29 protein-coding genes are annotated in these 25,894 nt (G+C 63.9%); 14 read left to right on the top strand and 15 right to left on the bottom strand.

Translation table 11 applies throughout. The annotated features are described in order from the left end of the window. Window positions 1-52: 52 nt before the first annotated feature. The 3 genes from LB533_RS24160 to LB533_RS24150 all read right to left on the bottom strand — a co-directional run bounded on the left by LB533_RS24160 (window position 53) and on the right by LB533_RS24150 (window position 2,554). Window positions 53-868, bottom strand: coding sequence for an extensin family protein (locus tag LB533_RS24160; protein WP_140639683.1), 816 nt, complete (start codon window positions 866-868; stop codon window positions 53-55). Between the two features lie 110 nt (window positions 869-978). Next, window positions 979-2,013, bottom strand: coding sequence for an extensin family protein (locus LB533_RS24155; RefSeq protein WP_140639682.1), 1,035 nt, complete (start codon window positions 2,011-2,013; stop codon window positions 979-981). Window positions 2,014-2,128: 115 nt separating this feature from the next. After that, window positions 2,129-2,554, bottom strand: a complete 426-nt coding sequence (locus tag LB533_RS24150; RefSeq protein ID WP_140639681.1) for a DUF3775 domain-containing protein — start codon at window positions 2,552-2,554, stop codon at window positions 2,129-2,131. A gap of 150 nt (window positions 2,555-2,704) precedes the next feature. On the opposite strand from LB533_RS24150, the gene LB533_RS24145 reads away from it, so the two are divergent. Next, entirely contained in the window at window positions 2,705-3,238 is a 534-nt protein-coding gene (locus tag LB533_RS24145) for a tetratricopeptide repeat protein (protein ID WP_140639680.1), read from the top strand. 264 nt (window positions 3,239-3,502) lie between these two features. Further along, window positions 3,503-3,976 carry a transcription elongation factor GreA gene (gene greA / locus LB533_RS24140; RefSeq protein ID WP_008877613.1) on the top strand — a complete coding sequence of 158 codons (474 nt, stop codon included), beginning with the start codon at window positions 3,503-3,505 and terminating at the stop codon, window positions 3,974-3,976. 221 nt (window positions 3,977-4,197) lie between these two features. Here the strand turns inward: greA and waaC are convergent, their stop codons facing one another. The 3 genes from waaC to rfaD are packed head-to-tail and all read right to left on the bottom strand — an operon-like array spanning window position 4,198 to window position 7,114. Next, window positions 4,198-5,187 carry a lipopolysaccharide heptosyltransferase I gene (waaC, locus tag LB533_RS24135; protein ID WP_140639679.1) on the bottom strand — a complete coding sequence of 330 codons (990 nt, stop codon included), beginning with the start codon at window positions 5,185-5,187 and terminating at the stop codon, window positions 4,198-4,200. Next, window positions 5,184-6,191: a lipopolysaccharide heptosyltransferase II gene (waaF, locus tag LB533_RS24130; protein WP_140639678.1), complete on the bottom strand. Its 1,008-nt coding sequence runs from the start codon at window positions 6,189-6,191 to the stop codon at window positions 5,184-5,186. Before waaF ends, waaC begins: the two co-directional genes overlap by 4 nt. Then, entirely contained in the window at window positions 6,164-7,114 is a 951-nt protein-coding gene (rfaD, locus tag LB533_RS24125) for an ADP-glyceromanno-heptose 6-epimerase (protein WP_140639677.1), read from the bottom strand. The genes waaF and rfaD overlap by 28 nt, the downstream gene beginning before the upstream one ends. Before the next feature lie 215 nt (window positions 7,115-7,329). Between rfaD and LB533_RS24120 the strand changes: the two genes are divergently transcribed. The 4 genes from LB533_RS24120 (at window position 7,330) to LB533_RS24105 (ending at window position 10,804) form a co-directional block, all read left to right on the top strand. Further along, entirely contained in the window at window positions 7,330-7,962 is a 633-nt protein-coding gene (locus tag LB533_RS24120; RefSeq protein WP_140639676.1) for a LysE family translocator, read from the top strand. A 125-nt stretch (window positions 7,963-8,087) separates the two neighbouring features. Continuing rightward, window positions 8,088-9,581, top strand: a complete 1,494-nt coding sequence (rfaE1, locus tag LB533_RS24115) for a D-glycero-beta-D-manno-heptose-7-phosphate kinase (protein WP_224678361.1) — start codon at window positions 8,088-8,090, stop codon at window positions 9,579-9,581. 7 nt (window positions 9,582-9,588) lie between these two features. Beyond that, window positions 9,589-10,161: an SIS domain-containing protein gene (locus LB533_RS24110; RefSeq protein WP_140639674.1), complete on the top strand. Its 573-nt coding sequence runs from the start codon at window positions 9,589-9,591 to the stop codon at window positions 10,159-10,161. Further along, the gene (locus LB533_RS24105) at window positions 10,154-10,804 is read left to right on the top strand and encodes an HAD family hydrolase (RefSeq protein ID WP_224678360.1); all 651 of its coding nucleotides are present in this window, start codon (window positions 10,154-10,156) and stop codon (window positions 10,802-10,804) included. Before LB533_RS24110 ends, LB533_RS24105 begins: the two co-directional genes overlap by 8 nt. A gap of 15 nt (window positions 10,805-10,819) precedes the next feature. Here the strand turns inward: LB533_RS24105 and LB533_RS24100 are convergent, their stop codons facing one another. Together LB533_RS24100 and LB533_RS24095 are read right to left on the bottom strand one after the other, a co-directional pair. Next, window positions 10,820-11,614, bottom strand: coding sequence for a glycosyltransferase family 2 protein (locus tag LB533_RS24100; protein WP_224678359.1), 795 nt, complete (start codon window positions 11,612-11,614; stop codon window positions 10,820-10,822). Between the two features lie 174 nt (window positions 11,615-11,788). After that, complete coding sequence (locus LB533_RS24095) at window positions 11,789-12,268, bottom strand: Lrp/AsnC family transcriptional regulator (RefSeq protein ID WP_224678358.1); 480 nt, start codon at window positions 12,266-12,268, stop codon at window positions 11,789-11,791. A 250-nt stretch (window positions 12,269-12,518) separates the two neighbouring features. On the opposite strand from LB533_RS24095, the gene trxB reads away from it, so the two are divergent. Both trxB and LB533_RS24085 read left to right on the top strand, forming a co-directional pair. Further along, window positions 12,519-13,493, top strand: a complete 975-nt coding sequence (gene trxB, locus LB533_RS24090) for a thioredoxin-disulfide reductase (RefSeq protein WP_140495955.1) — start codon at window positions 12,519-12,521, stop codon at window positions 13,491-13,493. A gap of 89 nt (window positions 13,494-13,582) precedes the next feature. Beyond that, the gene (locus tag LB533_RS24085; protein ID WP_140495954.1) at window positions 13,583-14,479 is read left to right on the top strand and encodes a LysR family transcriptional regulator; all 897 of its coding nucleotides are present in this window, start codon (window positions 13,583-13,585) and stop codon (window positions 14,477-14,479) included. A 13-nt stretch (window positions 14,480-14,492) separates the two neighbouring features. Here the strand turns inward: LB533_RS24085 and LB533_RS24080 are convergent, their stop codons facing one another. Continuing rightward, window positions 14,493-14,990, bottom strand: coding sequence for a methyltransferase family protein (locus LB533_RS24080; protein ID WP_224678357.1), 498 nt, complete (start codon window positions 14,988-14,990; stop codon window positions 14,493-14,495). An 866-nt stretch (window positions 14,991-15,856) separates the two neighbouring features. Continuing rightward, window positions 15,857-17,908 carry an elongation factor G gene (locus tag LB533_RS24075; protein WP_140639667.1) on the bottom strand — a complete coding sequence of 684 codons (2,052 nt, stop codon included), beginning with the start codon at window positions 17,906-17,908 and terminating at the stop codon, window positions 15,857-15,859. Between the two features lie 323 nt (window positions 17,909-18,231). Here LB533_RS24075 and LB533_RS24070 point away from each other — a divergent pair, with 323 nt between their 5' ends. Beyond that, window positions 18,232-18,627 (top strand): cupin domain-containing protein, encoded by a 396-nt coding sequence (locus LB533_RS24070; RefSeq protein ID WP_224678356.1) that lies wholly within the window; start codon window positions 18,232-18,234, stop codon window positions 18,625-18,627. Between the two features lie 57 nt (window positions 18,628-18,684). Here LB533_RS24070 and LB533_RS24065 read toward each other — a convergent pair whose 3' ends face one another. After that, complete coding sequence (locus LB533_RS24065; RefSeq protein WP_140516803.1) at window positions 18,685-19,887, bottom strand: pyridoxal phosphate-dependent aminotransferase; 1,203 nt, start codon at window positions 19,885-19,887, stop codon at window positions 18,685-18,687. 215 nt (window positions 19,888-20,102) lie between these two features. Here LB533_RS24065 and LB533_RS24060 point away from each other — a divergent pair, with 215 nt between their 5' ends. From LB533_RS24060 to LB533_RS24050, 3 genes are all read left to right on the top strand, one after another. Beyond that, window positions 20,103-20,993: an EAL domain-containing protein gene (locus LB533_RS24060; protein ID WP_224678355.1), complete on the top strand. Its 891-nt coding sequence runs from the start codon at window positions 20,103-20,105 to the stop codon at window positions 20,991-20,993. Continuing rightward, complete coding sequence (locus LB533_RS24055) at window positions 20,990-21,838, top strand: EAL domain-containing protein (protein ID WP_224678354.1); 849 nt, start codon at window positions 20,990-20,992, stop codon at window positions 21,836-21,838. The genes LB533_RS24060 and LB533_RS24055 overlap by 4 nt, the downstream gene beginning before the upstream one ends. A 113-nt stretch (window positions 21,839-21,951) precedes the next feature. Further along, the gene (locus tag LB533_RS24050; protein WP_224678353.1) at window positions 21,952-22,560 is read left to right on the top strand and encodes a glutathione S-transferase family protein; all 609 of its coding nucleotides are present in this window, start codon (window positions 21,952-21,954) and stop codon (window positions 22,558-22,560) included. A 101-nt stretch (window positions 22,561-22,661) separates the two neighbouring features. Here the strand turns inward: LB533_RS24050 and LB533_RS24045 are convergent, their stop codons facing one another. The 3 genes from LB533_RS24045 to LB533_RS24035 form a co-directional block, all read right to left on the bottom strand. After that, window positions 22,662-22,871: a hypothetical protein gene (locus tag LB533_RS24045; RefSeq protein WP_224678374.1), complete on the bottom strand. Its 210-nt coding sequence runs from the start codon at window positions 22,869-22,871 to the stop codon at window positions 22,662-22,664. Between the two features lie 41 nt (window positions 22,872-22,912). Next, window positions 22,913-23,113 (bottom strand): hypothetical protein, encoded by a 201-nt coding sequence (locus tag LB533_RS24040; RefSeq protein WP_224678352.1) that lies wholly within the window; start codon window positions 23,111-23,113, stop codon window positions 22,913-22,915. Between the two features lie 272 nt (window positions 23,114-23,385). Beyond that, window positions 23,386-23,598 (bottom strand): cold-shock protein, encoded by a 213-nt coding sequence (locus LB533_RS24035; RefSeq protein ID WP_010910991.1) that lies wholly within the window; start codon window positions 23,596-23,598, stop codon window positions 23,386-23,388. 275 nt (window positions 23,599-23,873) lie between these two features. Between LB533_RS24035 and LB533_RS24030 the strand changes: the two genes are divergently transcribed. Then, a complete protein-coding gene (locus tag LB533_RS24030) occupies window positions 23,874-24,203 on the top strand; it encodes a hypothetical protein (protein ID WP_140639659.1) in 330 nt (109 codons plus the stop codon). Between the two features lie 28 nt (window positions 24,204-24,231). Here the strand turns inward: LB533_RS24030 and LB533_RS24025 are convergent, their stop codons facing one another. Continuing rightward, window positions 24,232-24,801 carry a methylated-DNA--[protein]-cysteine S-methyltransferase gene (locus tag LB533_RS24025; protein WP_140639658.1) on the bottom strand — a complete coding sequence of 190 codons (570 nt, stop codon included), beginning with the start codon at window positions 24,799-24,801 and terminating at the stop codon, window positions 24,232-24,234. Window positions 24,802-24,980: 179 nt separating this feature from the next. On the opposite strand from LB533_RS24025, the gene LB533_RS24020 reads away from it, so the two are divergent. Continuing rightward, the gene (locus LB533_RS24020) at window positions 24,981-25,892 is read left to right on the top strand and encodes a lytic transglycosylase domain-containing protein (protein ID WP_224678351.1); all 912 of its coding nucleotides are present in this window, start codon (window positions 24,981-24,983) and stop codon (window positions 25,890-25,892) included. Window positions 25,893-25,894: the final 2 nt, after the last annotated feature.

Genomic DNA, 25,894 nt, shown 5'->3' with positions numbered 1-25,894 from the left:
TCGAGTTCTACGACGTCACTGTACGCGGCGAAGCCGCCGCCAGGCAAAGGGATCAGCGGCAGGCGCGATAGCCGCTCTTGCGGTTCTTGATGTCGAAGTGGAAATGGTTGCGGTGGTCGTAATTGTAGCCGGGGCCGAGCACGGTGGTGAAATACTGGCAGCCGTCGGCGCGCACATTGTTGAGGAAGCCGCGGGTGCGGAAGGCGAACAGGCCGGGCTTGCGCACGTCGATATCGTCGCCATTGTTGAGTTCGATGCTCATCACGTCGAGCGCGTTGCCCTTGCCGTGTTCCGACAGCACGCCTTCGCCGGCGATGTTGCGGCAGGAATAGCTGGAACCCTGGTGGATGGTCCTGACGCCGGAGAAGTAGCGCCAGCGGGCGGAAGGAACGAGCTCGTTCTTCGTCCACGCGGCGAAGCTGGCGGCCATGTCGCAGGTCAGCGTCGCGGCGGGCTTCATCTGGATGCTACCGATGGCCGTGACCTTGACCGGATAGTCAATGCCGCACTGGCCTTCATGGATCGGCGCCAGGTCGGTGAAGGTGACGCCGAGGCGCCTCAGCTGCTGACGGCAGTCGGCCTCGCTGGCCGGCATCTGCTCGACCGGCGACATCGGCTCGTCCATGCGTGGATAGGCGGCCTGCGTCATGTAGGGATCGGAAGGAACCAGCCGCTGCATGCCTGAATATTGCGGCACGGCCGCGGTCTGCGCGCCGACATCGACGGCCGGCTCCAGTGCCAGCACGTTGCCGGTGTTGCAGGCCGACACCGCGGCCAGCGCAAGCAGGGCGGCCAGTCCGCCGGCCGCGGCGCGCGCGCGTTTCGATTGCCGCGCAAGCGCCAGCGCGGCACGAAATATCCCGTCCATCGGCAGTCCCTTTCCCCGATAGGCGGGATTTTAACGATCAACGGTAAAGGAAAAATCAGCGCCGGCGTTCATGCCTGCGGCCGAATTGCGGCATCGCTTCTGAGCCGGCCCTACTGACAGAAGGTACCGCCGTGGCGGCGCGGCTCGAGGTCGAGGTGCAAATGCAGCGAATGATCGGCATCGCTGCCCGGGCCCAGCACGGTCTTGAACGGCCCGCAGGCAGCCTTGCGCACTGTGTCGAGGAATTTGGCGCCCTTGTCCGGTGGCGTCGGGCCGACCTCGATCGTCCTGCCGTCCGCAAGTGTGAAGCTGGCAATATCGAGCGCATTGCCGAAGGCATGTTCGGACAGTTTGCGCGTGCCGTTGCGCGGCCGGCACACAAAGGCCGATGCCTGGCCGATCGATTTCAGGTCGGCGCCGAATTCGGCTTTCGCCGCCGGCTGGATGACATCGCCGGCAAAGCGTGCCGCAGCCTCGGCCATTGCGCAATTGAGCTCGGCGCCCGGGGCAATGGCGATCGACTTGCCAAGGCTCTTAAGTACCAGGGGATAGGGGATCGAACAGCCGATATCGCGATCGCTTTCAGCCTTGTGCTCCTCGAATTCGACGCCGAGACCCCTCAGCCGCTCGCGGCAGGCCACTTCCTCGGCAGGTATTTTCGCGTCTGGCAGGTCAGCCGAACGCGGGTCGGGAAGCATCTCCTTTTTGTCCGCGTCCGCCGGCTTTGGCGGCGGTGGCGGGGCGAGGGCCGGCGGCTCAACCTCCGGTTCCGCAGTCTCAGGCCTTTGTGTCGGCGTCGGCGCCACGGCTGGCGGCTCCGGTTCGCTTTTCGCATCGGCTGGCGGCTCGGGCCGGGCTTGTTGCTTCTGAGGGGATCCCTCGTCCTGGAGCCGGTCGGAGGTCGCGGCTGGATTTTGCGTGTTCGGTTCTGTCGCCTCTGGCGCGTCAGCGGGGCGCGGTTCAGGCACTGGGACATCCGCACGTGCCGGCTTCGGCTTGCGATGCCTTTCGCCGCGCGGTTTCAGCGGCCGGTCGGCCCGCTGCGTCAGCGGCTGCTCCACTCGCGATGAAAGCGGCTCCTGATGCCTGTGACGATGTCTGGCATCGGCTGGCGTCACCAGCAGAGCTGAAACGACCATGACCAACGCAATCCTGTATCTTCGGGAAAAGCTCAGTGTTGCCATCGCTTCGAAACGGTGCCGGGATGCCCGAAGTTGCCTGGAAGGCGCTTAGGCCCGATCACAATCGATTACCGGCGCGTTACGCGCCGATCGCTTCCAGCCCTTCCTCCAGCCAATCGGCGACCAGCGGCAAGCCGAGCAGGTATTTTGCCGTGTGCTTGTTGGCGCGCTCGCGCGCGGCGGTGACAGCGTCGGCCCATTCCGAGGCATCGTAGTCGCCACGGCCGACCCAAGCGAGCGCGACGAGCTCGGCCGCCTCGTCGACATTGAGGTCGTTGATCAGCTCGCGCAGTTCCTCTTCGGTCAGGTTTTCCGAGCTTTCCTCGGCGAGTCCGTCATGATGGTGATTGTCACGGGTGTTTCCATCGAACTCGATTTCATGTTCGGCGCCGTCGGCATAGTCTTCATTGATGGCGGCGCTCAGCGCTTTGCATTTGAGGATGAACAGCCGCACGGTGTCGGGCCCGATCGTCAGATCCCAATTCTTTTCAAGCCGTCGCTGCACTGGCGGTCTCCGCTGGCTCAGCTTTCATCGCCGCCGATGATAGCGGATTTCGAGCATCCGTCACCTCATGTTAGCCCCTTGCTTTTTTCCGGGATGAAACCGACGACACGCTGCGTTAGTGTTGCATTCTCACCCCTCCAGGAGGCTCCGATGCATAAAAGAGTGCTGATCCAGGCGGCGAGCGCGCTTATCGCTCTGCAGTTCCTTGCCGTTCCGGTGTTTGCCGCGGGCAGCGGGAACGACACCAGCACGACCACCAAATGCAAGAAAGGCATGGTCTGGGACAAGAAAAAGAACAAGTGCGTCGCCCCCCAGGAAGGCATGCTGGACGACGACAGCATCTACGATGCCGGGCATGACCTGGCGATGGCCGGCCGCTATGACGAGGCGATCGCCGTGCTCAGCCTCGCCGCCAACAAGCAGGACCCGCGCATCCTCAACTATCTCGGCTATTCGCACCGCCATTCCGGCCGCATCGCCGTTGGCCTCGGCTATTACGAGGAAGCGCTGCGCATCGACCCCAACTACACGCTGGTGCGCGAATATCTTGGCGAGGCCCACCTCCAGATCGGCGACCTGGCCGGCGCCCAGCAACAGCTGATGGAGATCGAAAAGCGAACCGGCAAAGGGTCGCGCGAATACGGCATGCTGGCCGAACAGATCGATCATTTCATGAGGAGCTGATCCCTCAATGCCTTCCGAACCGGCCGCGAGCAATCACGGCCGGTTTTTGTTGCCATGCCGGCTCCTGCGACGGCGCGCGCGAAAACGGTGATGATTTCTTCAGAAACCGATTTTTGGGCGTGAAAAGCCCGCAAAGATTGCTATATTCAGGGAAATTGCGGTGAACGGTTCCGTTAGCCCGAGGCTGCCGGACCGTTTTCTTTTTGCACCATCGACAAGGCTTTCCCCGAAACGCGGGGGTGGCGGCAGGAAAGGTCAGGTATCATGAACAAGGTCCCGATGACAGGCGAGGGGTTCGCGTCATTGAAGGAAGAACTGCGCTGGCGCCAGCAGGAGGAGCGGCCGCGCATCATCGAGGCGATATCCGAAGCGCGCTCGCATGGCGACCTATCCGAAAATGCCGAATACCATGCCGCCAAAGAGGCGCAGAGCCTCAATGAGGGCCGTGTCAACGAGCTCGAGGATCTCATCGCCCGGGCCGAAGTCATCGATGTCACCAAGCTCAGCGGCGACAAGGTCAAGTTCGGCGCCACCGTGGTGTTGGTCGACGAGGACACCGAGGAGAAGAAGACCTACCAGATCGTCGGCGATCAGGAGGCGGACGTGAAGTCCGGCCGCATCTCGATCTCCTCGCCGATCGCGCGGGCGCTCATCGGCAAGGAAGTCGGCGACGCCATCGAGGTCAACGCGCCGGGTGGTGCAAGGGGCTACGAGATCGTCCAGGTGCAGTTTATCTAAGGAGTTCGAGGGGCGCTGATCTGCGCGTTTTTAGCCAAGGTTGGCGCTTGCCCCTCATCCGCCTGCCGGCACCTTCTCCCCGTATAATGACGGGGAGAAGAGGGCTGAACGCGAAGTCGGCGCCTATTCTGCAAATGCTTAAAATTGGCGAAATCATCGGTGAAGGCGTCCTTCTCCCCGGCAGGGCGATGAGGGCAGCGCCAGCTTTCCGATTGAATAGATCAGTTCTTGCCAGCGCCGGCCTGGCCATGCGTCTGGTGCTCGAGCAGCCTCTCAGCCTCAGCCACCACCCTCGCGGGCGACACTCGCTCACCGGGCGCGGCCTGCAGCGTCGATGCATAGGGGCCGCGCGGACCGGTCAAACCCGGCTCCGTGGCCAAAAACACCGCGACCGTCGGCAGGCCGAAGGCGCTGGCGAGATGCGTGAGCCCCGTGTCGGCGCCGATTACCAGCCTCGAGCTGCCCAGGATCGCCGCGATGTCGGCCAATGGTGATTTTGGCACGATGCTCGTCGATGGAACTGCCCGGGCGATCGCTTCGGCCACCGCCTGTTCGCGCTCGTCCGACCAGGTCGTGACCGGCGTCATGCCGCGCTCAACCAGCAGACGGCCGGTTTCGATCCAGTCTTCAACAGGCCACTTCTTGTCCTCGCGGCTGGTGCCGTGCAGCAGAAAGGCCGTTTTGCCGGATATGCCGGTCAGATTGCCGCGCGGCGGCACGATGCCCGAATCCAGCGTCGAAAGATCGGGCCGGTAGCCCAACGCCAGCCCGAAAAGCCGCCGCGTCCGTTCGATGGCGTGGAGGTTGCGGGGGACGGCGTGGCCGACGTCGTAAAGCAGCGTTGCCGAAGGCTCGCGCGCGCTTGAGCGGTCGAAGCCGGCGATCGGCGCCTTCGCCTGCCTGGCCACCAGCGCCGATTTCAACAGGCCTTGCGCATCGATGACCAGATCATAGCGGCACGCCCGCAAGGCGCGTCGCAGGGCGGTCGCCTCGCGCCAGGTGGCCTTGTCGAAGAGATGTTTTCGCCAACGCCGGATGGCGACCGTGTGGATGGTTCCGAGTGCGGGGTGCAGCGCGACGATGCCGGCGAAAGCCTCCTCGACGCACCAGTCGAAAGCGATATCGGGCCGTGCGCGGCGCGCATCCTGGAGCGCCGGAAATGTGTGGATGACGTCGCCCATCGACGATGTCTTGACGATCAGCACCTTCATGCAGCGGCCGGGATGTCCAGCAGCCGGTCCGCGGCCGCCATGACCCGTGCGACTTCGAGCGTCTTCAGGCAATTGAGGTGGCCGAGCGGACAAATCTTGCGGTGGCAAGGCGAGCAGGACAGGCCGAGCCAGACCAGTTCGCGCCGTTCGGCCAGCGGCGGCGTATTCTGTGGCGAGGTCGAGCCATAGACGGCGACAACCGGCGTGCCGACCGCCGCCGCGACATGCATCAGCCCGCTGTCGTTGGAGACAGCCAGCCCAGCGGCCGCGATCAGGTCGATGGCGTCCTCCAGCCGCGTCTGGCCGGCCAGGTCGACCACGCCAGGAGCGAGGGCTGCGATCTCCGCAGTCACATCACGGTCGTTCTTCGACCCGAACAGCGCGACCTTGAACCTTCTGGCCATGAACTCCCGGGCAAAGCCGGCATAGTGTTCGCTCGGCCAGCGCTTGGCCGGGCCGAACTCGGCACCTGGCATCAGCGCCACGAATTTCTGCTGCCCCAGGCCGAAACGGTCGAGCAGGGTGGCCTGGTTATTGGCGTCCACCGTCAGATGAGGTGCCCGAAAATCGCCACCCTGTGCAAGGCCGAAATAGGCCTGCGCCGTGCGCCGTTTCACGGCCTCGGGCAGCGGAACGATATCGGTCAACAGGCCGTAGCGCATTTCCCTGAGATGGCCGAAACGGCGCGGAATGCGGGCAAAGAATGGGATCAGCGCCGACTTCCAACTGCCCGGCAGGATATAGGCGCTGTCGTAACGGCCGCGCAGCAGGCGGCCGAAGCGGCGGCGATGCGTGAATTCGAGCGCACCGGGTTTCAGCGGGAAATCGATCTGCTGGCGGACCTCGGGCATACGCTTGACCAAAGGGGCCGCCCAAGCCGGCGCCAGCACGTCGATCGCTGCATTTGGATGAAGCTCCTTCAGCGCCGAGAACAAGCACTGCGCCATCACCATATCGCCCACCCAGCGTGGGCCGATCACGAGGATCGCTGGGCTTTCAGCCATTCGACATAGTCTCTGACGCCGGTTTCGACGCTGCGGAATTGCCCATTGTAACCGGCCGCGCGCAGACGCGACATATCAGCTTGCGTGAAGCTCTGGTAGCTGCCCTTGAGGTGGTCGGGAAAGGGGATGTACTCGATCTCGCCCTTGCCCAGCGCGTCGATGACGGTTTCGGCAATGGCGCGGAAGGGTTGCGCCCGGCCGGTGCCGCAGTTGAAGATGCCGCTCGCGCCGCGCTTCCACAGCCACAGATTGACATCGGCGACATCGCCGACATGGATGAAGTCGCGGCTTTGCTCGCCGGGACCAAAGCCGTCATGGGCGCCGAACAGCTTTGGATTCTCGCCACGCCCGACCTGGTTGAACAGATGGAAGGCGACCGAGGCCATGGCGCCCTTGTGGGCCTCGCGCGGCCCATAGACGTTGAAATAGCGCAGGCCCGCGACCTGCGAATGATCGGTATCGAAGACATTGCGCCTGACATAGTCATCGAACAGCTTTTTTGAATAGGCGTAGACGTTGAGCGGCCGCTCAAGCTCCGCGTCCTCGCGGAACTCGGAGCCGCCGCCATAGACCGATGCCGAGGAGGCGTAGAGGAAGGGCACGCGCAGCGCCAGGCAGGCATGCAGCAGCCGCTTCGAATAGGCATAGTTCACCTCCATCATGAACTTGCCGTTCCATTCGGTGGTGGTCGAGCAGGCGCCCTGATGGAAAACGGCCTCGATGCGGCCGAGCCCGCCATCCTCGAGGCGGGCCAGGAAATCGTCCTTGTCGAGATAGTCGGCGATCCGCAAGTCAGCAAGGTTGGCGATCTTGTGGCCATCGCTCAGGTCGTCGACGACCAAAATGTCGTCGTGGCCCTCCGCATTGAGCGCGGCGACGATGTTGGAGCCGATCATGCCGGCGCCGCCCGTGACGATGATCATGAACGCCTCTGGTTGCTTGCGATTCCGGTCCTTATAAGGGAGGCTTGCGAGGCTGTCGACAAAGCAGCGTTGCCGGGCGGTACTGGGATCCGCAAGAAGGGTGGAGGGGTGGACCCGTCCGCGATTGCCCTGCGCGGGCAGCGCGCCACAGTGGCGCCGCAAAGCTGCCGCTTCAGTCGGCTCGAGCCGCCGGGCGCGATCATGAGGGACCAGGAATGCCGTCGACAGAGCTGCTCGTCGCGTTTTTCGCCACCACGGCGATCTTCGCCTATATTCCAGGCCCGGCCATGCTCTATGCCGCCGCGCAGACGATGGCGCGCGGCCGCTGGTCCGGCCTGACTGCGGCGCTCGGCATTCATCTGGGGGGCTATGTTCACGTCTTTGCCGCCGCCGCCGGCCTGTCCGTGCTTTTCCATGCGCTGCCGCCGCTCTACATGGCGGTCAAGCTCGTCGGTGCGCTCTACCTGATCTGGCTCGGCGTGACGCTGTTTCGCAAGCGCGCGGAAGGCGACATGGCACTGCCGGCGATCGAGCGGAAATCGGCTCGCCGCGCTTTTTTCGAGAGCATCGCCGTCGAGGTGCTCAATCCGAAGACCGCGATCTTCTTCATGGCGTTCCTGCCCCAGTTCATCGATGCCTCGGCGGCGCTCCCGGTCTGGCTGCAATTCGTCGTGTTGGGCACGACAGTCAATCTGATGTTCTCCTCGGCCGATATCGTCTGCGTGTTCCTGGCTGGTGCCGTGATCGGCAGGCTGCGCCGCTCCAGCAGCGCCCAGCGCATGATGCAGCGGGCCGGCGGCGCGGTGCTCGTCGGGCTCGGGGTCCATGTCGCCTTGCAGAAGAGTTGACGAGGCCAACCGACGTTGCGCTGGCTCGAATTGCGGTATATCGGCATCGCCATGAACGACCGGTCCGGCCAATTTGTCCCCGATGCATCTTCAAAACCGGTTTTTTTGCGCGCGTTGCCAGTGACATGATCAAGCACGACCTACTTTCCCCCGAACCCTTGCACCGCGCCATCGCGCACTTCGGCCAGGCCACCGTGCTGGTGGTCGGCGATCTCATCCTTGACCGGTTCGTCAACGGCATCATCGAGCGGATTTCGCCTGAGGCGCCGATCCCGGTGCTCCATGGGCGAGGCGAGAGCCTGGCGATGGGCGGCGCAGGCAATGTCGTGGCCAACATCATCTCGCTCGGCGCCGCCGCCATTCCGGTCTCGGTGATCGGCTCAGATACGGCAGGCGACAGCCTGGTGCGCATGCTCGGCGAGCTTGGCGCCGACACGACGGGCCTGGCGCGGGAGCGCGGCCGCATGACATCGTCCAAGAGCCGCTTCAGCGCGCTCAACCAGCAGGTGCTGCGCTTCGACGAGGAGGAGATCAAGCCGCTCGGCGCGGCGGAGCGCGCGGCGCTGGTCCGGCATTTCCGCACCGCGCTGGCGCGTGCCGACATCGTCATCCTGTCGGATTACGGCAAGGGCATCCTGCTCGAAGGCGTCGCCGGCGAATTGATCGCGATCTGCCGCGAGGCGGGAAAGCCGGTGCTGGTCGATCCAAAGGGCCGGGATTATGCTCGCTATGCCGGGGCGACCGCCATCACGCCTAACCGCAAGGAACTCGGCGAGGCGGTCGAACGACCGGTGTTCAGCGATGACGAGATCGTGGCCGCTGCGCGCGAGCTGCTTGCGGCGCATGGCTTCGACTTCGTCGTCGCCACGCGCAGCGAGAAGGGCATGAGCGTCGTCGGTCCGACGGAGGCGCGCCACATCGCCACACAGGCGCGCGAAGTGTTCGATGTGTCGGGCGCCGGTGACACAGTGATCGCGACCTTCGCGCTGGCGCTTGCCGCCGGCGCCGATCCGGCCGCGGCCGCCTCCATCGCCAATGCCGCCGGCGGCGTTGTGGTGGGAAAGCGCGGCACCGCACGACTGACGGTCGAGGAACTCACCGGCGCGCTGTTTCGATCGCACGGTCCGAGCGTCCACAGGGACGCCATCCTCGACGCCAAATCGGCCGCACGGCTGGTGGCGGCGTGGAAGGAGGAGGGCCTGAGCGTCGGCTTCACCAATGGCTGTTTCGACATCCTGCATGCCGGCCATGTCAGCCTGCTGCACGCGGCGCGCAGCCAGTGCGACCGGCTGGTGCTCGGCCTCAACAGCGATGCTTCGGTGCGCCGGCTGAAGGGGCCGGAACGGCCCGTCAACGACCAGCACGACCGCGCCTGCGTGCTCGCCGCGCTGGCCTCGGTCGATGCGGTGGTGGTCTTCGACGAGGACACGCCGCTGGCGCTGATCGAGGCGCTTTTGCCCGACATACTGGTCAAGGGCGCCGACTACACGGTCGACACCGTGGTCGGCGCGGACGTGGTGCAGAAAGCCGGCGGGCGCGTGGTCCTGGTCGATCTCGTCGCCGGCAAGAGCACGACTGGCACCATCGGCAGGCTGCGCTCGGCCGGCAACAAGAATTGAGGCTTTCATGTCCGAACTGAACGATTACCTGGTCCGCTCGGCGGCCGCGATCACGGCGCTGGTCGAGCGCGATCTCACAGGCGCGATGGAACGTGCGGCGAGCGCGATCGTCGCCGCCCTTTCGTCGGGCAAGGCGCTGCTGATCTGCGGCAATGGCGGCTCGGCCAGCGACGCCATTCACATCGCCGGCGAACTGGTCGGCCGCTTCCTCAAGGAGCGCAAGGGCTACAATGTCATCGCGCTGCCGGCCAATGCCGCGGTGCTCACCGCCTGGGGCAATGATTACAGCTTCGACACCGTTTATTCGCGGCAGGTCGAGGCGCATGGCGCGGCCGGCGGCGTGCTTCTGGCGATCTCGACCAGCGGCAATTCGCCGAGCATCCTGGCGGCCGCCGAACAGGCGCGGGCCATGAGCATGACGGTGATCAGCCTGACGGGCGACACAGGCGGCAAGCTCGCGCCGCTCACCGACATCCTGCTCAACGTGCCCTCGACCTCGACGCCGATCATCCAGCAGGGGCATCTGTGCCTCTACCATCATCTATGCGAGGTGGTGGAAGCGCGCCTCAGCAATGGCTGACAAGGCTGCGTACCCGCTGGCCGAGCCGGGCCTCTGGGTGGAGCGGGTCGGTGTCAGGGTTTTCCCTGCCGGCCAGCCGGCGCTGTTCCTCGATCGCGACGGCACCATCAATGTCGATACCGACTATCCCAGCGATCCGGCCGAGATCGAGCTCCGGCCGCAGATGCTGCCGGCGATCGCCGCCGCCAACAATGCCGGCATCCCGGTCGTGGTGGTGACCAACCAGTCCGGCATAGCGCGCGGCTATTTCGGCTGGAGTGCCTTCGCCGATGTGAACCGCCGCGTGCTCGACCTGTTGCGCGATCAGGGCGTTGTCGTGGACATGGTGCTGGCCTGCGCCTACCACGAGGCCGGCGTGGGGCCGCTGGGCATATCGGACCACCCGATGCGCAAACCCAATCCCGGCATGCTCTTCGAGGCGGCGAAACGCCTCGATCTCGACCTCCGGCGATCCGTGATCGTCGGCGACAAGCTGGCCGACATGGAGGCAGGCCTGGGCGCCGGCCTGCCGCAGGGCTGGCTCGTCGGCGGCGAGGCGCAGCTTCGCTCCGGTTTCGTCATCAAGCCCTTGCGGGACAGCAGCGACCTCGATGGTCTTATCGCCGCCATAGGGCGGCTCGATGGGCGAGCCAAGCCGTCCTGACCCGGATCCGACCGCTCACGCCGGTTCGCTCGCTTGCGAGGCCTCGTACAGTTTGGCCTCGGTGGCGAAGGAATAGATCATCACCGACATCGAATAGACGAAGCCGTGCCGGCCGCACAGGAAGTAGCGCTTGGCCAGATAGAATTTCAGGAAGTTGCCGAGCGGCGAAAGCACCAGCCGCACCAGGCCCGGCTTCTTGCCTTTCTCGACCAGCGTGGCCGCCTTGAGGCTGGAATAGGCGTTTGCGCGGGCGAGATCCTCCTCGACCGATATTTCGCGACGATGCAGCAGCACGCCGCTTTCGATCGTGCCGGTCTCGCCGGAAACGCCGAAGGATTCATGCACCCGCGCGGTCAGGTCGATGGTCGCGCCTTCCCGGCGGAAAAGCCGCAACAGCCGGTTATGCAGCACCCAGCGATGTGCATAGCCGTAGCCCTTCAGCCAGTCGCGGCGGCGGATGTACCATCCGCTGATACCGGCGTTGGCCGTCTCGACGGCCGCCACGATCGACTGCCGCAGCCGGTCGTCGACGCGTTCGTCCGGGTCGATCGAAAGGCACCAGGGCTGCGTGGCATGGTCGAGCGCGAATTGCCGCTGATGCGGAAAACCCGGCCACCCATTGTGCAGCAGCTTTATCGGATAGCCCTCGGCGACAAACTGCCGAACGATGTCCAACGTGGCGTCGGTGGAGCCTGAATCGACGATGACGATCTCGGCGCAAAAGTCGATGCTTTCGAGGCAAGGGCCGATCATATCGGCCTCGTTCATGCAGATGATGAGCGCCGAAATCGGGCTTGCAAACCTGGTCATGGTCCCCTTCCACGGCGGATTGTCCTTGGAACTTACGCTGCCTGGGCAAGGAAACCAATCAGGCGCCAAATCGCACAGGACGACCCGGCTGCCTGCGTCTGTCCGTTATCAACGCGGCGGCGATGTGGCGAAATTCCGGAATTCGCATCGGCCGGGCGCCGCAATCGATCGGCGTCACGTCCGCTCGAACGAGACCAGCCCTTCATCCTTGACCCGGCGGATCGTGAGGGCTGTGCGCACCGTGTCGACGTTCGGCGTGGAGGTCAGTTCCTCGATGACAAAGGTCTGGAAGGCGCCGAGGTCGCTTGCCACGCAGTGCAGAAGGAAATCGGATTCGCCCGACACCATCCAGGCATCGCGTACGACCGGCCAGCCGCGCGTGCGCTCGGCGAAGGTTCGCAGCTCGGCATCGGCCTGATGGTGCAGGCCGACCAGGCAGAAGGCGACTACGTCGAGACCGAGCGCCGGCGCGTTGAGCAGCGCCCGATAGCCGCGAATAATGCCGGCTTCCTCCAGCCGCTTGACGCGGCGCAGGCAAGGCGGTGCCGAGATGCCGACGCGGTTCGACAGTTCGACATTGGTCATGCGTCCATCTGCCTGCAATTCGCGCAGGATCTTCCAGTCGATTGCGTCGAGGTCGGCCTTGAGCGGCATTTCGGGGCTTTCGATGATTATGAGTGGCGAAAGAATCTTGCGGGATTTTGTAATTAAACGACTTTGCTGTCCACGCCATCCCCCACAGGGAAATCGGCGCCGCACCGGAGCGGTTCGCTCGGTGCGACAAAGCTTTCCGGGGACGAACGCCAACTTGCCTTGCTGGCGTCGTGGGCAACACTTACATTACGCGCGACATCGACGAGTTTTCCATGCCGCAAACGCCGGCAGCCCTCCGCAGAGGCTTTTCATGACCACCAAGCACGCGCCTGTCCTCATCATCGGTTCCGGCCCGGCCGGTTATACCGCGGCGATCTATGCCGCCCGCGCCATGCTGAAGCCGATGCTGGTCGCCGGCCTGCAGCAGGGAGGCCAGCTCATGATCACCACCGACGTCGAGAACTATCCCGGTTTCGGTGAACCCATCCAGGGCCCGTGGCTGATGAGCGAAATGCTCAGGCAGGCCGAGCATGTCGGCACCGACATCATCGCCGACATCATCACCGAGGTCGATCTCAACGTGCGGCCGTTCCGCGCAACGGGCGATTCCGGCACCGTCTATACAGCCGATGCCCTGATCATCGCCACCGGCGCGCAGGCCAAATGGCTTGGCATTCCGACCGAACAGACGTTCATGGGCTTCGGCGTATCGGCCTGCGCCACCTGCGACGGCTTCTTCTACCGCGGCAAGGATGTCGCGGTGGTCGGCGGCGGCAATTCGGCGGTGGAAGAAGCACTCTATCTGTCGAACCTTGCCAAGAGCGTGACGGTCATCCACAGGCGCTCGGACTTCCGCGCCGAGCGCATCCTGCGCGAGCGGCTCTTGAAGAAGGACAATGTCCGCGTCATCTGGGACACGGTTGTCGACGAGATCACCGGCCGTCCGGGCAAGACGCCACTGCCGCCTTCGGTCGAAGGGTTGAAGCTGCGCAACGTGGTGACGGGTGTAGAGACGCAGCTCGAGGTCGACGGCGTGTTCGTCGCGATCGGCCATGCGCCGGCGGTCGAGCTGTTCGTCGGCAAGCTGAAGCAGAAGCCGAACGGCTATCTGTGGACGGCGCCGGATTCGACCCGCACCGACGTGCCGGGCGTGTTCGCCGCCGGCGACGTGACCGACGATATATACCGCCAGGCGGTGACTGCGGCGGGGCTGGGCTGCATGGCGGCGCTCGAGGCGGAGAAGTACCTGGCCGGCATCGAGGTGCATCGCGAGGCGGCCGAATAGCGGTTCGCAAACTGTTGAACGAACGGCTTAGAAACGCCGTGTAAAAGCCTGATTTTTCATTCAGACGCCAAACAGGAACGAGGGGAATCATGGCGTTGGACTGGGACAAGCTACGCGTGTTTCACGCTGCGGCGGAAGCGGGGTCGTTTACGCATGCGGCCGAGACGCTGCACCTGTCGCAATCGGCGATTTCGCGCCAGGTCAGCGCGCTCGAGCATGATGTCGGCGTGCCGCTGTTCAACCGCCACGCCCGCGGCTTGGTGCTGACCGAACAGGGCGAGATGCTGTTCCGCACGGCGCATGACGTGCTGATGAAGCTCGAGACCATCAAGTCGCGGCTCACCGAGACCAAGGACCGCCCCTCCGGCGTGCTCCGGGTCACGACCACGGTTGGGCTCGGCGCCGGCTGGCTGACCGAGCGCGTGCAGGAGTTCATCGAGCTCTATCCTGAAATCAGCCTGCAACTGATCCTCGCCAACGAGGAGCTCGACCTCACCATGCGCCAGGCCGATTGCGCCATCCGGCTGCGCCAGCCGCAGCAGCCGGACCTCATCCAGCGCCGCCTGTTCACGGTGCACTTCCACCTCTACGCGTCGCCCGGCTATATCGCCAAGCATGGCAGGCCGGCTTCGGTGGCCGAGCTCAAGGCGCATCGCATCGTCACTTTCGGCGTGCCGGTGCCCGCGCATCTGTCGGAGCTGAACTGGCTGGAAACGGTCGGCGATTTCGAGGGCGGCCAGCGCGTGCCGACGCTGCAGATCAACGACATATTGTCGATCAAGCGCGCGGTGCAGGGCGGCGCCGGCATCGCCATGCTGCCCGACTATGTCATCTCCAAGGATTCCGGCCTGGTGCAGCTCCTGCCGGAAACGGAGGTGCCTTCCTTCGACACCTATTTCGCCTACCCGGACGCGATGAAGAACCAGGCGAAGCTGCACGTGTTTCGCGACTTCATCATCGCCAAGGCGCGGAGCTGGTCATATTGACCGCAGATGGCCCTCATCCCCGCCAGGGCGTCAGGCGGGGCAGCCAGCCGGGCACGTTGCGGCGGTAGGCTTCGTATTCGTCGCCGTAGCGGCGGGCGAGGGTCGGCTCCTCGTAGAGCTTGACGAAGGCGGCCATGGCCGCGGCTGCCATTGCGGCGTAGGCGACAAGCGTCCAGCTTGAAAACAGCAGCGCTTGGCCGAGGATGATCGACAGCACCGCCACATACATCGGATTGCGGACATGGCGGTAGAGCCCGCCGACCACAAGTCTCTCGGTCGGAGCGATCGGAGCAGGCGTGCCGAGGCCTTCAAGCGCAAAGCGGGCGAATGCATGCAGCAGCGCCGCCACGGCGACCGCGATGAGGATCCAGCCGAGCGGGGCGAGACCCGGCAGGCTCGACCATGGCCGGTCCCAGCGATCCGTCAGCAGCCACGGCACGAGGCCGGCGACGACACAGGGCGCCGCGATGAAGAAGGCAGCACTGCCGGCGATCGCCGAAAAGGTCCGCATTGCTTGTCTCCCGCCTGAAGCATGTCGCGCCCAAACCGATTCCCGCGAAGCGCTTAAGTTTTTGTTGTTCACGTCGCTGCCGAACCGAGGACACTTTGCGCGACATGCATGAGTTGCCTCGGAAATAAACGCTTGCTGCCTCATTCCACGCCATTGCGCATTTTTGACATTCCGGGATGAAAACCGAGCGTGATTCGCGATTCCGCCGTGGCAATTGTCTCATTGCGGGTCTCGCTTCGGTGATTCTGCTGGTCCTATTGGGTCCAGAAATGGCTTAGACCACAGCCTGCGTCTTTTTGCATGCGTGTGTTGCAAAATAGATGCTTGTTTCTTGGGCATGATGAGCACATATATAGTTCATCTCCTGGGCGCGTTCTCCTCCCATTAGCGCCCTCGAGTGTTCCCCTCTGGAGGTTAGCCTTAACAGGCACTTCCAATCAAACTCAGCCGGATCTTCATTGATCCGGCTTTTTTGTTGCCCGGACGCTGCCGGAAGGGCGGGAAAATCCACCGAAATAGCCACGTAACAGTGACATGTAACCTCTGGTAACATGTCAAAGGCGCTCGGCTCCTGCTAAGCAGATCATAGGACGCGGTGTGGTCGGACGGGAGATGGGGGCATCACTCGGACGATCCGGGCTCAGGCGGCTACCGCGTCCGAACCTTCTTCCGCCGAAGCGGCGACTTCAAGATGCGGCGGACCTGCCGTTTTTCCTCCCAAGAAAACGGTCCGCAAACAAAACGGCGTCCGGTCCCCGGGCGTCGTTTTTTCGCCCCTCGAAAAAGGTTCGAGAGGGCGTTCACCCGAATATCTCTGCATGTCGATGTCCCGAAGCCGAGATCACTTTAGACGACATGCATCAGGATCAGGCTGCCTTGCCGTTGGCATTCATCGCTTCGTCGGCGAGCCGGCCGGTGAGTTCGGCCATGTGGTCGAAGACGGCGCGGTAGCTGGCGACGCCCGAGGTGGCCGAGCGCAACTCGATGATCAGATCGCCGATCTCGGATTGCGGCATGGTCGCCTCGACGACATCCCATCCTGGCCAACCGGGCCGCGCGTCGTAGCCGAGGATCTGGCCGCGCCGCTGCGGGATGAGCGCGATGATCTTCGAGGTCGCATCGGAGGGCGTCACGATCTCGACCTTCATCACTGGCTCCAGGAGCACGGGCGAACAGCCCGCCATGCCTTCCTTCATGGCAAGCTTGGCCGCCATCTGGAAGGCCATGTCGGAGGAATCGACCGCGTGGTAGGAGCCGTCCGACAGGTTGACGGCGACGTCGACGACGGGAAAGCCGAGCGGGCCCGACTTCAGGTAATCGCGTATGCCGCTTTCGACCGACTGGATGTAGGTCTTGGGCACCACGCCGCCGGTGATGGTATCGGTGAACTGGAAACCTGCGCCGCGCGGCAGCGGCTTTATCTCGATCACCACATCGCCGAACTGGCCGTGGCCGCCGGACTGCTTCTTGTGGCGGCCGCGCTGCTGCGCCGATTTGCGGATCGTCTCGCGGTAGGGCACCGCCGGCGGATGGCCTTCCACCGGAATCTGGTTCTTGCCCTCGAGCCGTTCGCGTACGACGCGCAGGTGCATTTCTCCATGGCCCGACAGCACGGTCTCGGCCGAGTCCTGGTTATGATGCAGGCTGAGCGAGGGATCCTCTTCGGCCAGCCGTTGGATGGCGGCCGACATCTTCACCTCGTCCTTGCGCTCCTTCGGCCGCAAGGCGAAAGCGAAGACGGGCTGTGGCGGCTCGAACTGGAGCAGCGGCTTCATGCCGCCCTTGGCCGAGGTCAGCGTCTGGCCGGTCTTGACCGCGTCCAGCTTGCCGAGCGCGACCGTGTCGCCGGTCTTCGCCGCAGTGAGCTTCAACTGGTCCTTGCCAAGCATCCTGTAGATGCCGGATACCTTTGCCATGTCGCCGCCGGGCAGCCAGAGCTCGGAGCCATCGGCGACCTGTCCCGAAAGGATGCGCGACACCGACAATTTGCCTCCGTGCGGCGTATGGATGGTCTTCATCACCTGAACCACGGTCGCGTTGCCTTCGGGGGCGCCGAGCCGTTTGCGGGTCGCATCGATGTCAGGCGCATCATGGCGGATCGCCTTCAAGAGACGCAGCACGCCATTGCCTTTCTCTGCGGTGCCGATCAGCACCGGCGTGACGGCGCCGTCACGCAGGTCCGCGGCAAGATCGTCGAAGACCGCGTCCTTGGGCGGCTCGATCTCCTCGAGCAGTTGTTCCATCAGCTGGTCGTCATGGTCGGCCAGTCTTTCCAGCATCGAAAAACGGGCTTCCAGCTCGCGCGCCTTTTCGTCGCCAGGTATCTGGGCCACCTCGCTTTCGGCATATTCGCGGTAGATATAGGCGCGTTCCAGCGCCAGATCGATCGAGCCGATGACGACGCCGTCCTTGCGCAGCGGTATCTGGCGCAGAAGCAACGGCACCGCACTTGCCGGCTGCAGCATCTTCAGCGTGTCGCGCACGCCCGCGATCGCCTTGTCGACCTTGTTGAGAAACAGGATGCGCGGCACGCCGAGATCGTCGAGCTTGCGCATGATGAGCTGGAGGGCGGGGATCTTCTTCTCGTCGGCCTCGGCGACGACCACCGCGAGGTCGCAGGCGGCTAGCACCGGTTCGGCCTCGAAGGAAAATTCGATCGATCCGGGACAGTCGACGAAGGTGAACTGCTCGCCCATGAATTCCGTGGTGGCGAAGGTCGCCTCGACGCTCATGGCGTGGGCGCGCGCCTCGGGCGAATGATCTGAAACGGTGTTTCCCGAGGAAACCGGGTTCTGGCGGGGAATGGCGCCTGTGCGGGCCAATATGGCTTCGAGAAGTGTCGTCTTACCGCTTGCGAAGGGACCGACTATGGCAATGCATTTCGGTCCCGTGCGTCGTCCTCCGGCGCGATTACCCATGACTGACCTCCACTCAGGCGTTTCCCTGGGGACCGACTGGCATTCATGGTTCAGGCCAAGGTCAGTCGGTCCTGAGCGGCGGCCGGCCTGTTCGACCGTCGCGGGCGGGCTTGTCTTCAACCGGCCCAAAGGTATCGTCCCACTTGTTTGCCGGCAGGGCAAGGAAAATAGGTAGCCTCAGAGGCTGAGCGCGGTGCGGTTGCCGCTGCCTTGCAAGCCGAACAGACCGGTTGCGTCGCCGGCCATATCGGCCGAAACTAGCGCTTCGAAAGGAGAGCGGCGCCGCTGTGGCCCGCTTCGCGAACAACTCCAGGGATCGAACGATGAAGATCATTGCCTGCGGCAGCATGCCGACCCTCATCGCACCGGAAAAGTACTTCACCGGCCGGGTGCTGCAAACGCCGATCATCGAGAAGGAGGCTCCGGCACGGCTGCGGGCGACATTGGTCAGCTTCGAGCCGGGCGCGCGGACCCACTGGCACACGCATCCGCTTGGCCAGACGCTGTACGTCACGTCGGGCGCCGGCCTCGCCCAGACCTGGGGCGGTCTCATCCAGGAGATCAGGGCAGGGGATGTCATCTCGTTCGCGCCAGGCGAAAAGCACTGGCACGGCGCCGGACCGAAAACGGCGATGACGCATATAGCCATGCAGGAAGCGCTCGAGGGCGTGCATGCCGACTGGCTGGAAGCGGTGACGCCGGCCCAATATGGCGGCTGAGTACCGTGTCGAACCGATCTAGACTAAAAACCCGGCGTTTGGCCGGGTTTTTCACGATCAGGTCAGTGATGCCGTAAAGCGCTGGATGCGCGTGCAGGCTTCCTCCAGCAGCGTCTCCGACGTGGCGTAGGAGATGCGGAAGTTCGGACCGAGGCCGAAGGCCGAACCGAATACCACCGCCACGCCCTCGGCCTCGAGCAGCTCCGAGCAGAAGGCCTCGTCGGTGTCGATCACCTTGCCGGCCTTGGTCTTCTTGCCGATCAGCTGGGCGCAGGACGGATAGACGTAGAAGGCGCCTTCCGGCGATGGACAAGAGATGCCGCGCGCCTGGTTGAGCATCGAGACGACGAGGTCGCGGCGCCCCTGGAAGATCGCCTTGTTCTTGGCGATGAAGTCCTGCGGGCCGTTCAGCGCTTCGACCGAAGCCCACTGCGCGATGGTGCAGGCGCCCGACGTCTGCTGGCCCTGGATCATGTCCATCGCCTTGATCAGCTGGACGGGACCCGCGGCGTAGCCAATGCGCCAGCCGGTCATGGCATAGGCTTTCGACACGCCGTTCATGGTCAGCGTGCGCTCATAGAGCTTCGGCTCGACCTCGGCGATGGTCTTGAAGACGAAGTCGCCGTAGGTCAGATGCTCGTACATGTCGTCGGTCAGCGTCCAGACATGCGGATGCCTGAGCAGCACGTCGGCGAGCGACCGAAGCTCGGCCTCGGTGTAGGCGGCGCCCGACGGGTTCGACGGCGAGTTCATCAGCAGCCATTTTGTGCGCGGCGTGATCGCCTTTTCCAGCACAGCGGCAGTGAGTTTGAAGCCGTTGTCGATCGAAGTGTCGGCAAACACCGAGGTGCCGCCGCAGATCGCCACCATCTCGGGATAGCTGACCCAATAGGGGCGGGGGATGATGACCTCGTCGCCGGGATTCAGCGTCGCCATGAAGGCGTTGAACAGGATTTGCTTGCCGCCAGTACCGACGATGGTCTGTTCGGGCTTGTAGTCGAGATTGTTCTCGCGCTTGAATTTCTTCGCGATCGCTTCGCGCAGCGGCGCGATGCCTGACACCGGCGGATATTTGGTCTCACCACGGCGGATGGCCTCGATCGCCGCATTCTTGATGTTATCGGGCGTATCGAAATCCGGTTCGCCGGCGCCAAGGCCGATGACGTCGCGGCCGGCATTTTTCAGCTCGCGGGCTTTCTGCGTCACCGCGATGGTGGCGGAAGGCTTCACGCGGGAAAGGGTGTCGGCAAGAAAGGCCATGACCTTTTTCTCTCCAGAAAGGATCGGCGCGGCCAGGAGCGGCCGCGGCGCTTCTCATGTCGCATCATTCCCGTGAGTGCAAGCATTGTCGGCTGGGCCAGTGCCGCAAGGAGGCCAATGAGCCGTGATCGGCAACAGAAAGTTCATTAACGGGCGGTAGAGGCTTGCATGGCAGGATCGCAACCCTATTGCGCCAGTTCGCGGAGCGAGGAACCTTGTCGCGCAGCATCGGGCTTGCCCATATCATCCGTCATGATGACGGCACCTCGTCAGGTGTCTGGGGCATTTATACGCTGCAAAGCGCCTTCCAGCCGATCTTCGCCTTCAGGGAAGGCAAATTGTCGGTTGCCGCGTTCGAGGGCTTGATCCGGCCGTTCCGCGACGGCGAGCCGCAATCGCCGATAAGCTTCTTCAGCACCTGTCCGGCCGCCGACCGGCTCCATGTCGAGGCGCTGACCAGGACGCTGCATCTGCTGAATGCCGGCGCCTGCCTGCCGCAGGAAGCGTCGATCTTCGTCAATTTCGATCCGTCGGTGTTCACCGAGCGCGCCGTTGCCGACAATGCTTTGCGCGAAATGCGCCTGGTGCTGCACGAGGCCGGCATCGATCCGGGCCGTGTCGTGTGCGAGGTGACCGAGCAGCGTCCAGCCTCGCAGGAGACCCTGCACGGTTTCGTCGCGGCGTTGAAGGGCAACGGCTTTCGCATTGCCGTCGATGACTATGGCGCCGACGATTCCGACATCAACCGCATCAAGGAGTTGAAACCCGACATCGTCAAGTTCGATGCCCACTGGATCACGCAGTTGATGGAGTCCGGCGCCGGCTTCGCGCTGCTGACGTCCATGGTGGAAAGCTTTGAGGCACAAGGCATCCGCACCGTGTTCGAGGGCATCGAGGAAGGCTGGCAGCTGGAGCTGGCCGAGAAATCCGGGGCTTCGATGGTCCAGGGTTTCGTGCTGGCGCGGCCGGAGCTGGCGCCGACCAGCTTCCGCGTCTTCGGCAAGGACGGGCCGTCGCCTGCCGCCGACAGTGCATCTTCCGTCCCGGCCGCCGCGCCGCATACCGCGCGGGCGGGGAAAGTCTTTGGGCGCAGGGGCACACCATGAAGCCCGAGCGGCGGCGCGATGTCGGCGATGCGATCTTCATGGACGAGGTCGGTATCGAATATGGCGTTTATGGCGACTTCCGCCTGCGCAGCGCCTACCAGCCGATCTTCGCGCCGCGCGGCCGCTTCCTGCACGCGATCGCGGTCGAGGGCCTGATCGAGCCGCATCGCGCCGGCCGGCCGGGCGCCGCACGGGCGTTCTTCGAAGGCATCGCGGCCGAGGACCGGCTGTTCGTCGAAACCATGTGCCGGGTGCTGCATCTCAGGAATTTCCGCAACATCGGCGTCGATGGGCTCGATCTGTTCTTCAACTACAATCCGTTGGTCAACGACCATCGGGGCCGGGCCTTGGCCGAAATCCGGCTGATGAGCAGGCATCTCGGCGAGCTCGGCCTAGCCCCCGGCATGCTGGTCTGCGAAATCACCGAACAGGCGGCCGATGACACGCTGCTGGCCAGGCTGGTGCGCGAGATGCGCCGCGACGGCATCCGCATCGCCATCGACGATTTCGGCACCGGCCACTCGACCGAGGAGCGGGTCAGCCTGCTCAAGCCCGATATCGTCAAAATCGACGGTGGCTGGTTCGCGCAATTCTGCCGCCATGCCGCCGCCGAGCGGTTCTTCCGCCCGCTGGTCTCCAGCCTGCACGACCGTGGCGCCAAGGTCCTGGTCGAGGGCATCGAACAGCCCACCCATCTGCGCGTCGCGCTCGATGGCGGCGTCGACCTGCTGCAAGGTTTTCTACTCGCCCGGCCGGCGCTGGCCGGGATGATCTTCGACGAGCGACCGCTCGCCATCGATGCGTTGCTGGGCAGGGACAGCAAGGTGGTGCCGCTGTTCGGGTAGCGCCGCGTGCTACACATCAGCGGCGCTGATCGTCGCGCCAAAACTAATCATTGGTGAGGAAGGCGCGGCTGCGATAATCGCGTCTCCACATGGCAGCGCTCGGGGGATCCGCGATGATACTTTACAGCATGATCGACAGCGGCAATTGCTACAAGCCGCGCCTTCTGATGGCCAAGCTCGGCCTCCCTTTCACCACTGTCGAGGTGAGTTCGCACACGGGCGATACGCGAAAAGCGGATTTCGTCGCCATGAATCCGAACGCCATGGTGCCCCTGCTGGAACTCGACGACGGAAGGCGGATCGCTGAATCCAACGCCATCCTGCTCTACCTCGCCGAGGGCACGCGTTTCCTGCCCTCGGACAAGTATGAGCGCGGGCTCGCCTATCAATGGCTGTTCTTTGAACAATACAGCCACGAGCCCTATATCGCGGTGCGCAAGGCGCTGCTGACTTTTCCAGAAAGGGCCAAGGACGCGACGCCCGAGCGGCTGGCGGTGACGCTGGAGCGCGGCAACAAGGCGCTCGGCGTCATGGATAAATACTTGGAAAGCAACGCTTTCTTCGCCGGAAACGCCTACAGCGTCGCCGACATCGCGCTTTACGCCTATACGCATACGGCGGAGCAGGGCGGCTTCCAGCTCGACGCCTATCCGGCGGTGGCTGCGTGGCTGAAACGAGTGGAAGCGGATCCGGGGCACGTCTCTATGGAGTGGGTAGGGTAGTTTTATCCTCAACCTCGCCACCGCCCCGCGGCTCTTTTGGGCGAGGCGCGCCAAACAGGCGCGAGGCCCGGCCACCCATCGTCCGAGAAGCTGCGCGGGAGCTATTTCAACAAATGGTCGTAGTCGGCATGGGTGCCGATCCAGAACCAGATCACATCTTCATTGTTGCGTATGGCAACAGCCCGGTAGTTTTCGTCGACTCGCGCCGACCAATAGCGACCGACCTGTTTGAAATGCAGTGAGGGATGAAACGGGTCAGAACGCAGGCTGGCAAAACGTCTGTCTGCCTTTGCTCTGATTGATGATGGCAGTTTTTCATAAGCCTACCAGAATGATGGAGAGGCGACGTGATTCACAGAGGCCGCGTCCGGCCAGCGCGATGATCAGCCAGTGCCTGTTCGGCAAGCTTGTCCAACCGGCCAGCCTTCGCGTCGGCCTCGATCTGCCGATCCCACCTGTCTGCCTGAAGCGCCTCGAACCAGGCGGCAAACGCCTTTAATTCCTCGCGGCTCAGTTCGGAAACGGATTTTTCGATTTGCTCAAGCTTAGTCATAGTCAAATAGTACCACTATGGGGCAAAGGTACCATGGGTGGTACCAAAAGTCCCGTCTGCAGTGTCTGAAATCCAGGCAAATAAAAAGGCGGGACAAAGCCCGCCTTCCCATTTCGGTAGCCTGATCGGGAGCGTCCGGTCCGGGCTGGCAGCTATCTGCTGATCCGGCTTGTCGGGTCTTTCCGCTCCGGCGCGCTTCTCGCGCGACCGTCAGTACATCCGTGACTTGCCGCACGCCCCGGGCTGTCGCCCGGCGCGCGCCATTTTCAAAATCAGGCTGCCTTGCTCAGAGATCCAGCGGACGACTTGCCAGTGCGGCGGTCCTGCTCGATCTCGAAGTTGATCTTCTGGCCTTCGACCAGGGTCGACAGTCCAGCGCGCTCGACGGCGGAGATGTGGACGAAAACGTCCGCGCCGCCCGCGTCAGGCTGGATGAAGCCGAAGCCCTTGGTGGCGTTGAACCACTTGACCGTTCCAGTTGCCATTAAAATAGTCCTTCACATTTGCTTTGGTTTGACCGAACCGAGGTCCAGCCGGTGTGCATCGAGATTTTGGAGATAGACGTCAGCAAACGCGAAGATCGCGAGGCCCGGATCGATCGGCCGAAATATCAATGGCGCTGATATAGGCTGCTTTCGCACGAAATACAAGACTGCGTGAGAAAGCCGTGATCGGAGGATCGCCCAACGGCCGCCCCAATCCGGTGAAACCGTTGCGTCAGATGGCGCTGTCCCTGGGCCGCGCATCAGGGGAGAGGACCATGAAGACCATTCTGCTGGCGGCATGCCTGACGCTGGTTGCCGCCGAGGCGCAGGCGATCTCGCGCTACGATCCGACGCGGATGGACTGTGGCCGCGTGCAGGCGACGATCGCGCGGCAGGGCGCCGTCATCCTGCGCTATCAGTCCAGGCGGGTGCCGGGGCTGCCGCTCTACGACCGCTACGTGCAGAGCCAGCAATTCTGCACCATGGGGGAGGTGAGGACACGCGCCTATGTGCCGAGCGCCGATACGAAATCCTGCCCGGTCTACAATTGCAAGCGACCGGACAACGACCAGCGTTTCCGCCGGCGGTTTTTTCACAACGACTAGCTAATCGCTCGGCGCGGCGGCTATCGTTTCAAAATCCGAATGAGACCTGCGCGGGCGGCGGCGGGCCGACGCGCACGCCTTCCATGGCCAGCATCTTTTCCTTGGTGGTCGAACCGCCGGGCGCCGAAAAGCCGCCGATCTTGCCGCCGGCCGCGAGGATACGGTGGCACGGAATGACCAGCGGCACCGGATTGGCGCCAAGCGCGGCACCGGTTTCGCGCGGCAGGCCGGCATGGCCGGCGCGCTTGGCCAGTTCGCCATAGGTGGTGGTTTCGCCATAAGCGAGCTTTCGCGCCGCGCCATAGATGGCGAGGCGGAAATCGTCGATACCGTCGAGATCGACCGGCACGGAGGAGAAATCGACGTCCTCGCCGGCCGCATAGGCCTTGATCGAGGCGATCAGCTCGACCACCCACGGCGGCTGCACGGTAGAGGCCGAAACGCCGGCATGGCGCATCAGCCGCCGCTCCACCGCCTCGCGGCTGCGTTCGGGCAGGCAGAGCCGGATCAGGCCCTTTTCGCTCCAGGCAATGCCCATGAAGCCGATCACTGTTTCTAACACTGCGTGGCCGGCTGTGATCTGCGACGGCGTTTGCATGGCGTGCTCCTTTCGCAAAATGGCCAGAAACCGGCATTCATGCGGTACATATCGGGAACAATATGGCATTTCGGCCCGAGTCTCGCCACCCGAAAACCACCTGAGCGCCCCGATTGCTCGCCAGGAATCGCTGGTGTAAGGGATTTCTTAACATCCGACGAACCGGACCCGAACGCGGCTTGCCAGCAAAACAAACCCTTATCCTGCTCGGCGTGATCGCGGCCATGGCCGGCGTCAGCGGTTGCACGTCGACCTCGCAGATGAAATCCGCGTCTTCCCTCACCGAAACGGCGACTGTCGCCGGCACCGATGCCGGCTTCACCATACCGTTGCCGGAGACGGTTTCGGTGCTTCCGGAATCGTCGGGGATTACGCCCGTTCAAACCGCTGAGTTGCCCGCCGGCCCGGCCACGCAGGCGGCCGCGGCAACCGCGGCCTTTGCCGGAGCGACCCCAACCGCGCCGGCCGTGCCGGCGGTGATGACCGCCAATGCCTGGCAGGCGCCGCCGCCGGCTGGCGCCGGCGCACCAATCAAGGCGGCAGCCGCCTACGCCACCGCCGGGCTCATCGTGCCGGCGATCGCCAAGAACGATCAGAAAGCCATGCCCGGCGTGCAGCAGGCCGCCTACGTTGTGCCGCAAAATCCGGCTGCCCTCGTCCAGTTCCCTGCCGCTCCCGTGCAGGAAGAGCATGCGACCGGCGTGCGCGGCGATATCGACCGGCTGATCGTAAAATACGCCGCGCTTTATCAGGTGCCGGTCGACCTGGTGCGCCACGTCGTCAACCGCGAAAGCACCTTCAATCCCAAGGCCTACAACAACGGCCATTGGGGGCTGATGCAGATCAAGCACGCGACGGCGCGCGGCATGGGCTATGACGGACCGGCCAGGGGCCTGTTCGATGCCGAAACCAACCTGAAATACGCCGTCAAATACCTGCGTGGCGCCTGGTTGGTGTCGAACGGCAACGCCAAGCGCGCCGACTGGCTCTACCAGACCGGCTACTATTTCGACGCCAAGCGCAAAGGCCTGCTCGAGGCGACCGGCCTCGGCGTCGACCGCAAGCGGCGGCGCCTGCTGCCCGACGCCTGAGC

It is taken from the genome of Mesorhizobium sp. BR1-1-13, from assembly GCF_020165515.1.
Lineage (GTDB): Bacteria > Pseudomonadota > Alphaproteobacteria > Rhizobiales > Rhizobiaceae > Mesorhizobium.
This window is presented reverse-complemented; position numbering and strand designations above follow the sequence as displayed.

What these genes read in the sequence shown, in the direction of transcription:
- LB533_RS24160 (WP_140639683.1), bottom strand. Translation starts at nt 868, where the DNA reads ATGGACGGGATATTTCGTGCCGCGCTGGCGCTTGCGCGGCAATCGAAA.
- trxB (WP_140495955.1), top strand. Translation starts at nt 12,519, where the DNA reads ATGACCACCAAGCACGCGCCTGTCCTCATCATCGGTTCCGGCCCGGCC.
- LB533_RS24145 (WP_140639680.1), top strand. Translation starts at nt 2,705, where the DNA reads ATGCATAAAAGAGTGCTGATCCAGGCGGCGAGCGCGCTTATCGCTCTG.
- LB533_RS24080 (WP_224678357.1), bottom strand. Translation starts at nt 14,990, where the DNA reads ATGCGGACCTTTTCGGCGATCGCCGGCAGTGCTGCCTTCTTCATCGCG.
- LB533_RS24050 (WP_224678353.1), top strand. Translation starts at nt 21,952, where the DNA reads ATGATACTTTACAGCATGATCGACAGCGGCAATTGCTACAAGCCGCGC.
- LB533_RS24075 (WP_140639667.1), bottom strand. Translation starts at nt 17,908, where the DNA reads ATGGGTAATCGCGCCGGAGGACGACGCACGGGACCGAAATGCATTGCC.
- LB533_RS24025 (WP_140639658.1), bottom strand. Translation starts at nt 24,801, where the DNA reads ATGCAAACGCCGTCGCAGATCACAGCCGGCCACGCAGTGTTAGAAACA.
- LB533_RS24100 (WP_224678359.1), bottom strand. Translation starts at nt 11,614, where the DNA reads ATGACCAGGTTTGCAAGCCCGATTTCGGCGCTCATCATCTGCATGAAC.
- LB533_RS24040 (WP_224678352.1), bottom strand. Translation starts at nt 23,113, where the DNA reads ATGACTAAGCTTGAGCAAATCGAAAAATCCGTTTCCGAACTGAGCCGC.
- rfaE1 (WP_224678361.1), top strand. Translation starts at nt 8,088, where the DNA reads ATGATCAAGCACGACCTACTTTCCCCCGAACCCTTGCACCGCGCCATC.
- rfaD (WP_140639677.1), bottom strand. Translation starts at nt 7,114, where the DNA reads ATGATCATCGTCACGGGCGGCGCCGGCATGATCGGCTCCAACATCGTC.
- LB533_RS24110 (WP_140639674.1), top strand. Translation starts at nt 9,589, where the DNA reads ATGTCCGAACTGAACGATTACCTGGTCCGCTCGGCGGCCGCGATCACG.
- LB533_RS24065 (WP_140516803.1), bottom strand. Translation starts at nt 19,887, where the DNA reads ATGGCCTTTCTTGCCGACACCCTTTCCCGCGTGAAGCCTTCCGCCACC.
- waaC (WP_140639679.1), bottom strand. Translation starts at nt 5,187, where the DNA reads ATGAAGGTGCTGATCGTCAAGACATCGTCGATGGGCGACGTCATCCAC.
- greA (WP_008877613.1), top strand. Translation starts at nt 3,503, where the DNA reads ATGAACAAGGTCCCGATGACAGGCGAGGGGTTCGCGTCATTGAAGGAA.
- LB533_RS24105 (WP_224678360.1), top strand. Translation starts at nt 10,154, where the DNA reads ATGGCTGACAAGGCTGCGTACCCGCTGGCCGAGCCGGGCCTCTGGGTG.
- LB533_RS24085 (WP_140495954.1), top strand. Translation starts at nt 13,583, where the DNA reads ATGGCGTTGGACTGGGACAAGCTACGCGTGTTTCACGCTGCGGCGGAA.
- LB533_RS24070 (WP_224678356.1), top strand. Translation starts at nt 18,232, where the DNA reads ATGAAGATCATTGCCTGCGGCAGCATGCCGACCCTCATCGCACCGGAA.
- LB533_RS24035 (WP_010910991.1), bottom strand. Translation starts at nt 23,598, where the DNA reads ATGGCAACTGGAACGGTCAAGTGGTTCAACGCCACCAAGGGCTTCGGC.
- LB533_RS24120 (WP_140639676.1), top strand. Translation starts at nt 7,330, where the DNA reads ATGCCGTCGACAGAGCTGCTCGTCGCGTTTTTCGCCACCACGGCGATC.
- waaF (WP_140639678.1), bottom strand. Translation starts at nt 6,191, where the DNA reads ATGGCTGAAAGCCCAGCGATCCTCGTGATCGGCCCACGCTGGGTGGGC.
- LB533_RS24095 (WP_224678358.1), bottom strand. Translation starts at nt 12,268, where the DNA reads ATGCCGCTCAAGGCCGACCTCGACGCAATCGACTGGAAGATCCTGCGC.
- LB533_RS24055 (WP_224678354.1), top strand. Translation starts at nt 20,990, where the DNA reads ATGAAGCCCGAGCGGCGGCGCGATGTCGGCGATGCGATCTTCATGGAC.
- LB533_RS24030 (WP_140639659.1), top strand. Translation starts at nt 23,874, where the DNA reads ATGAAGACCATTCTGCTGGCGGCATGCCTGACGCTGGTTGCCGCCGAG.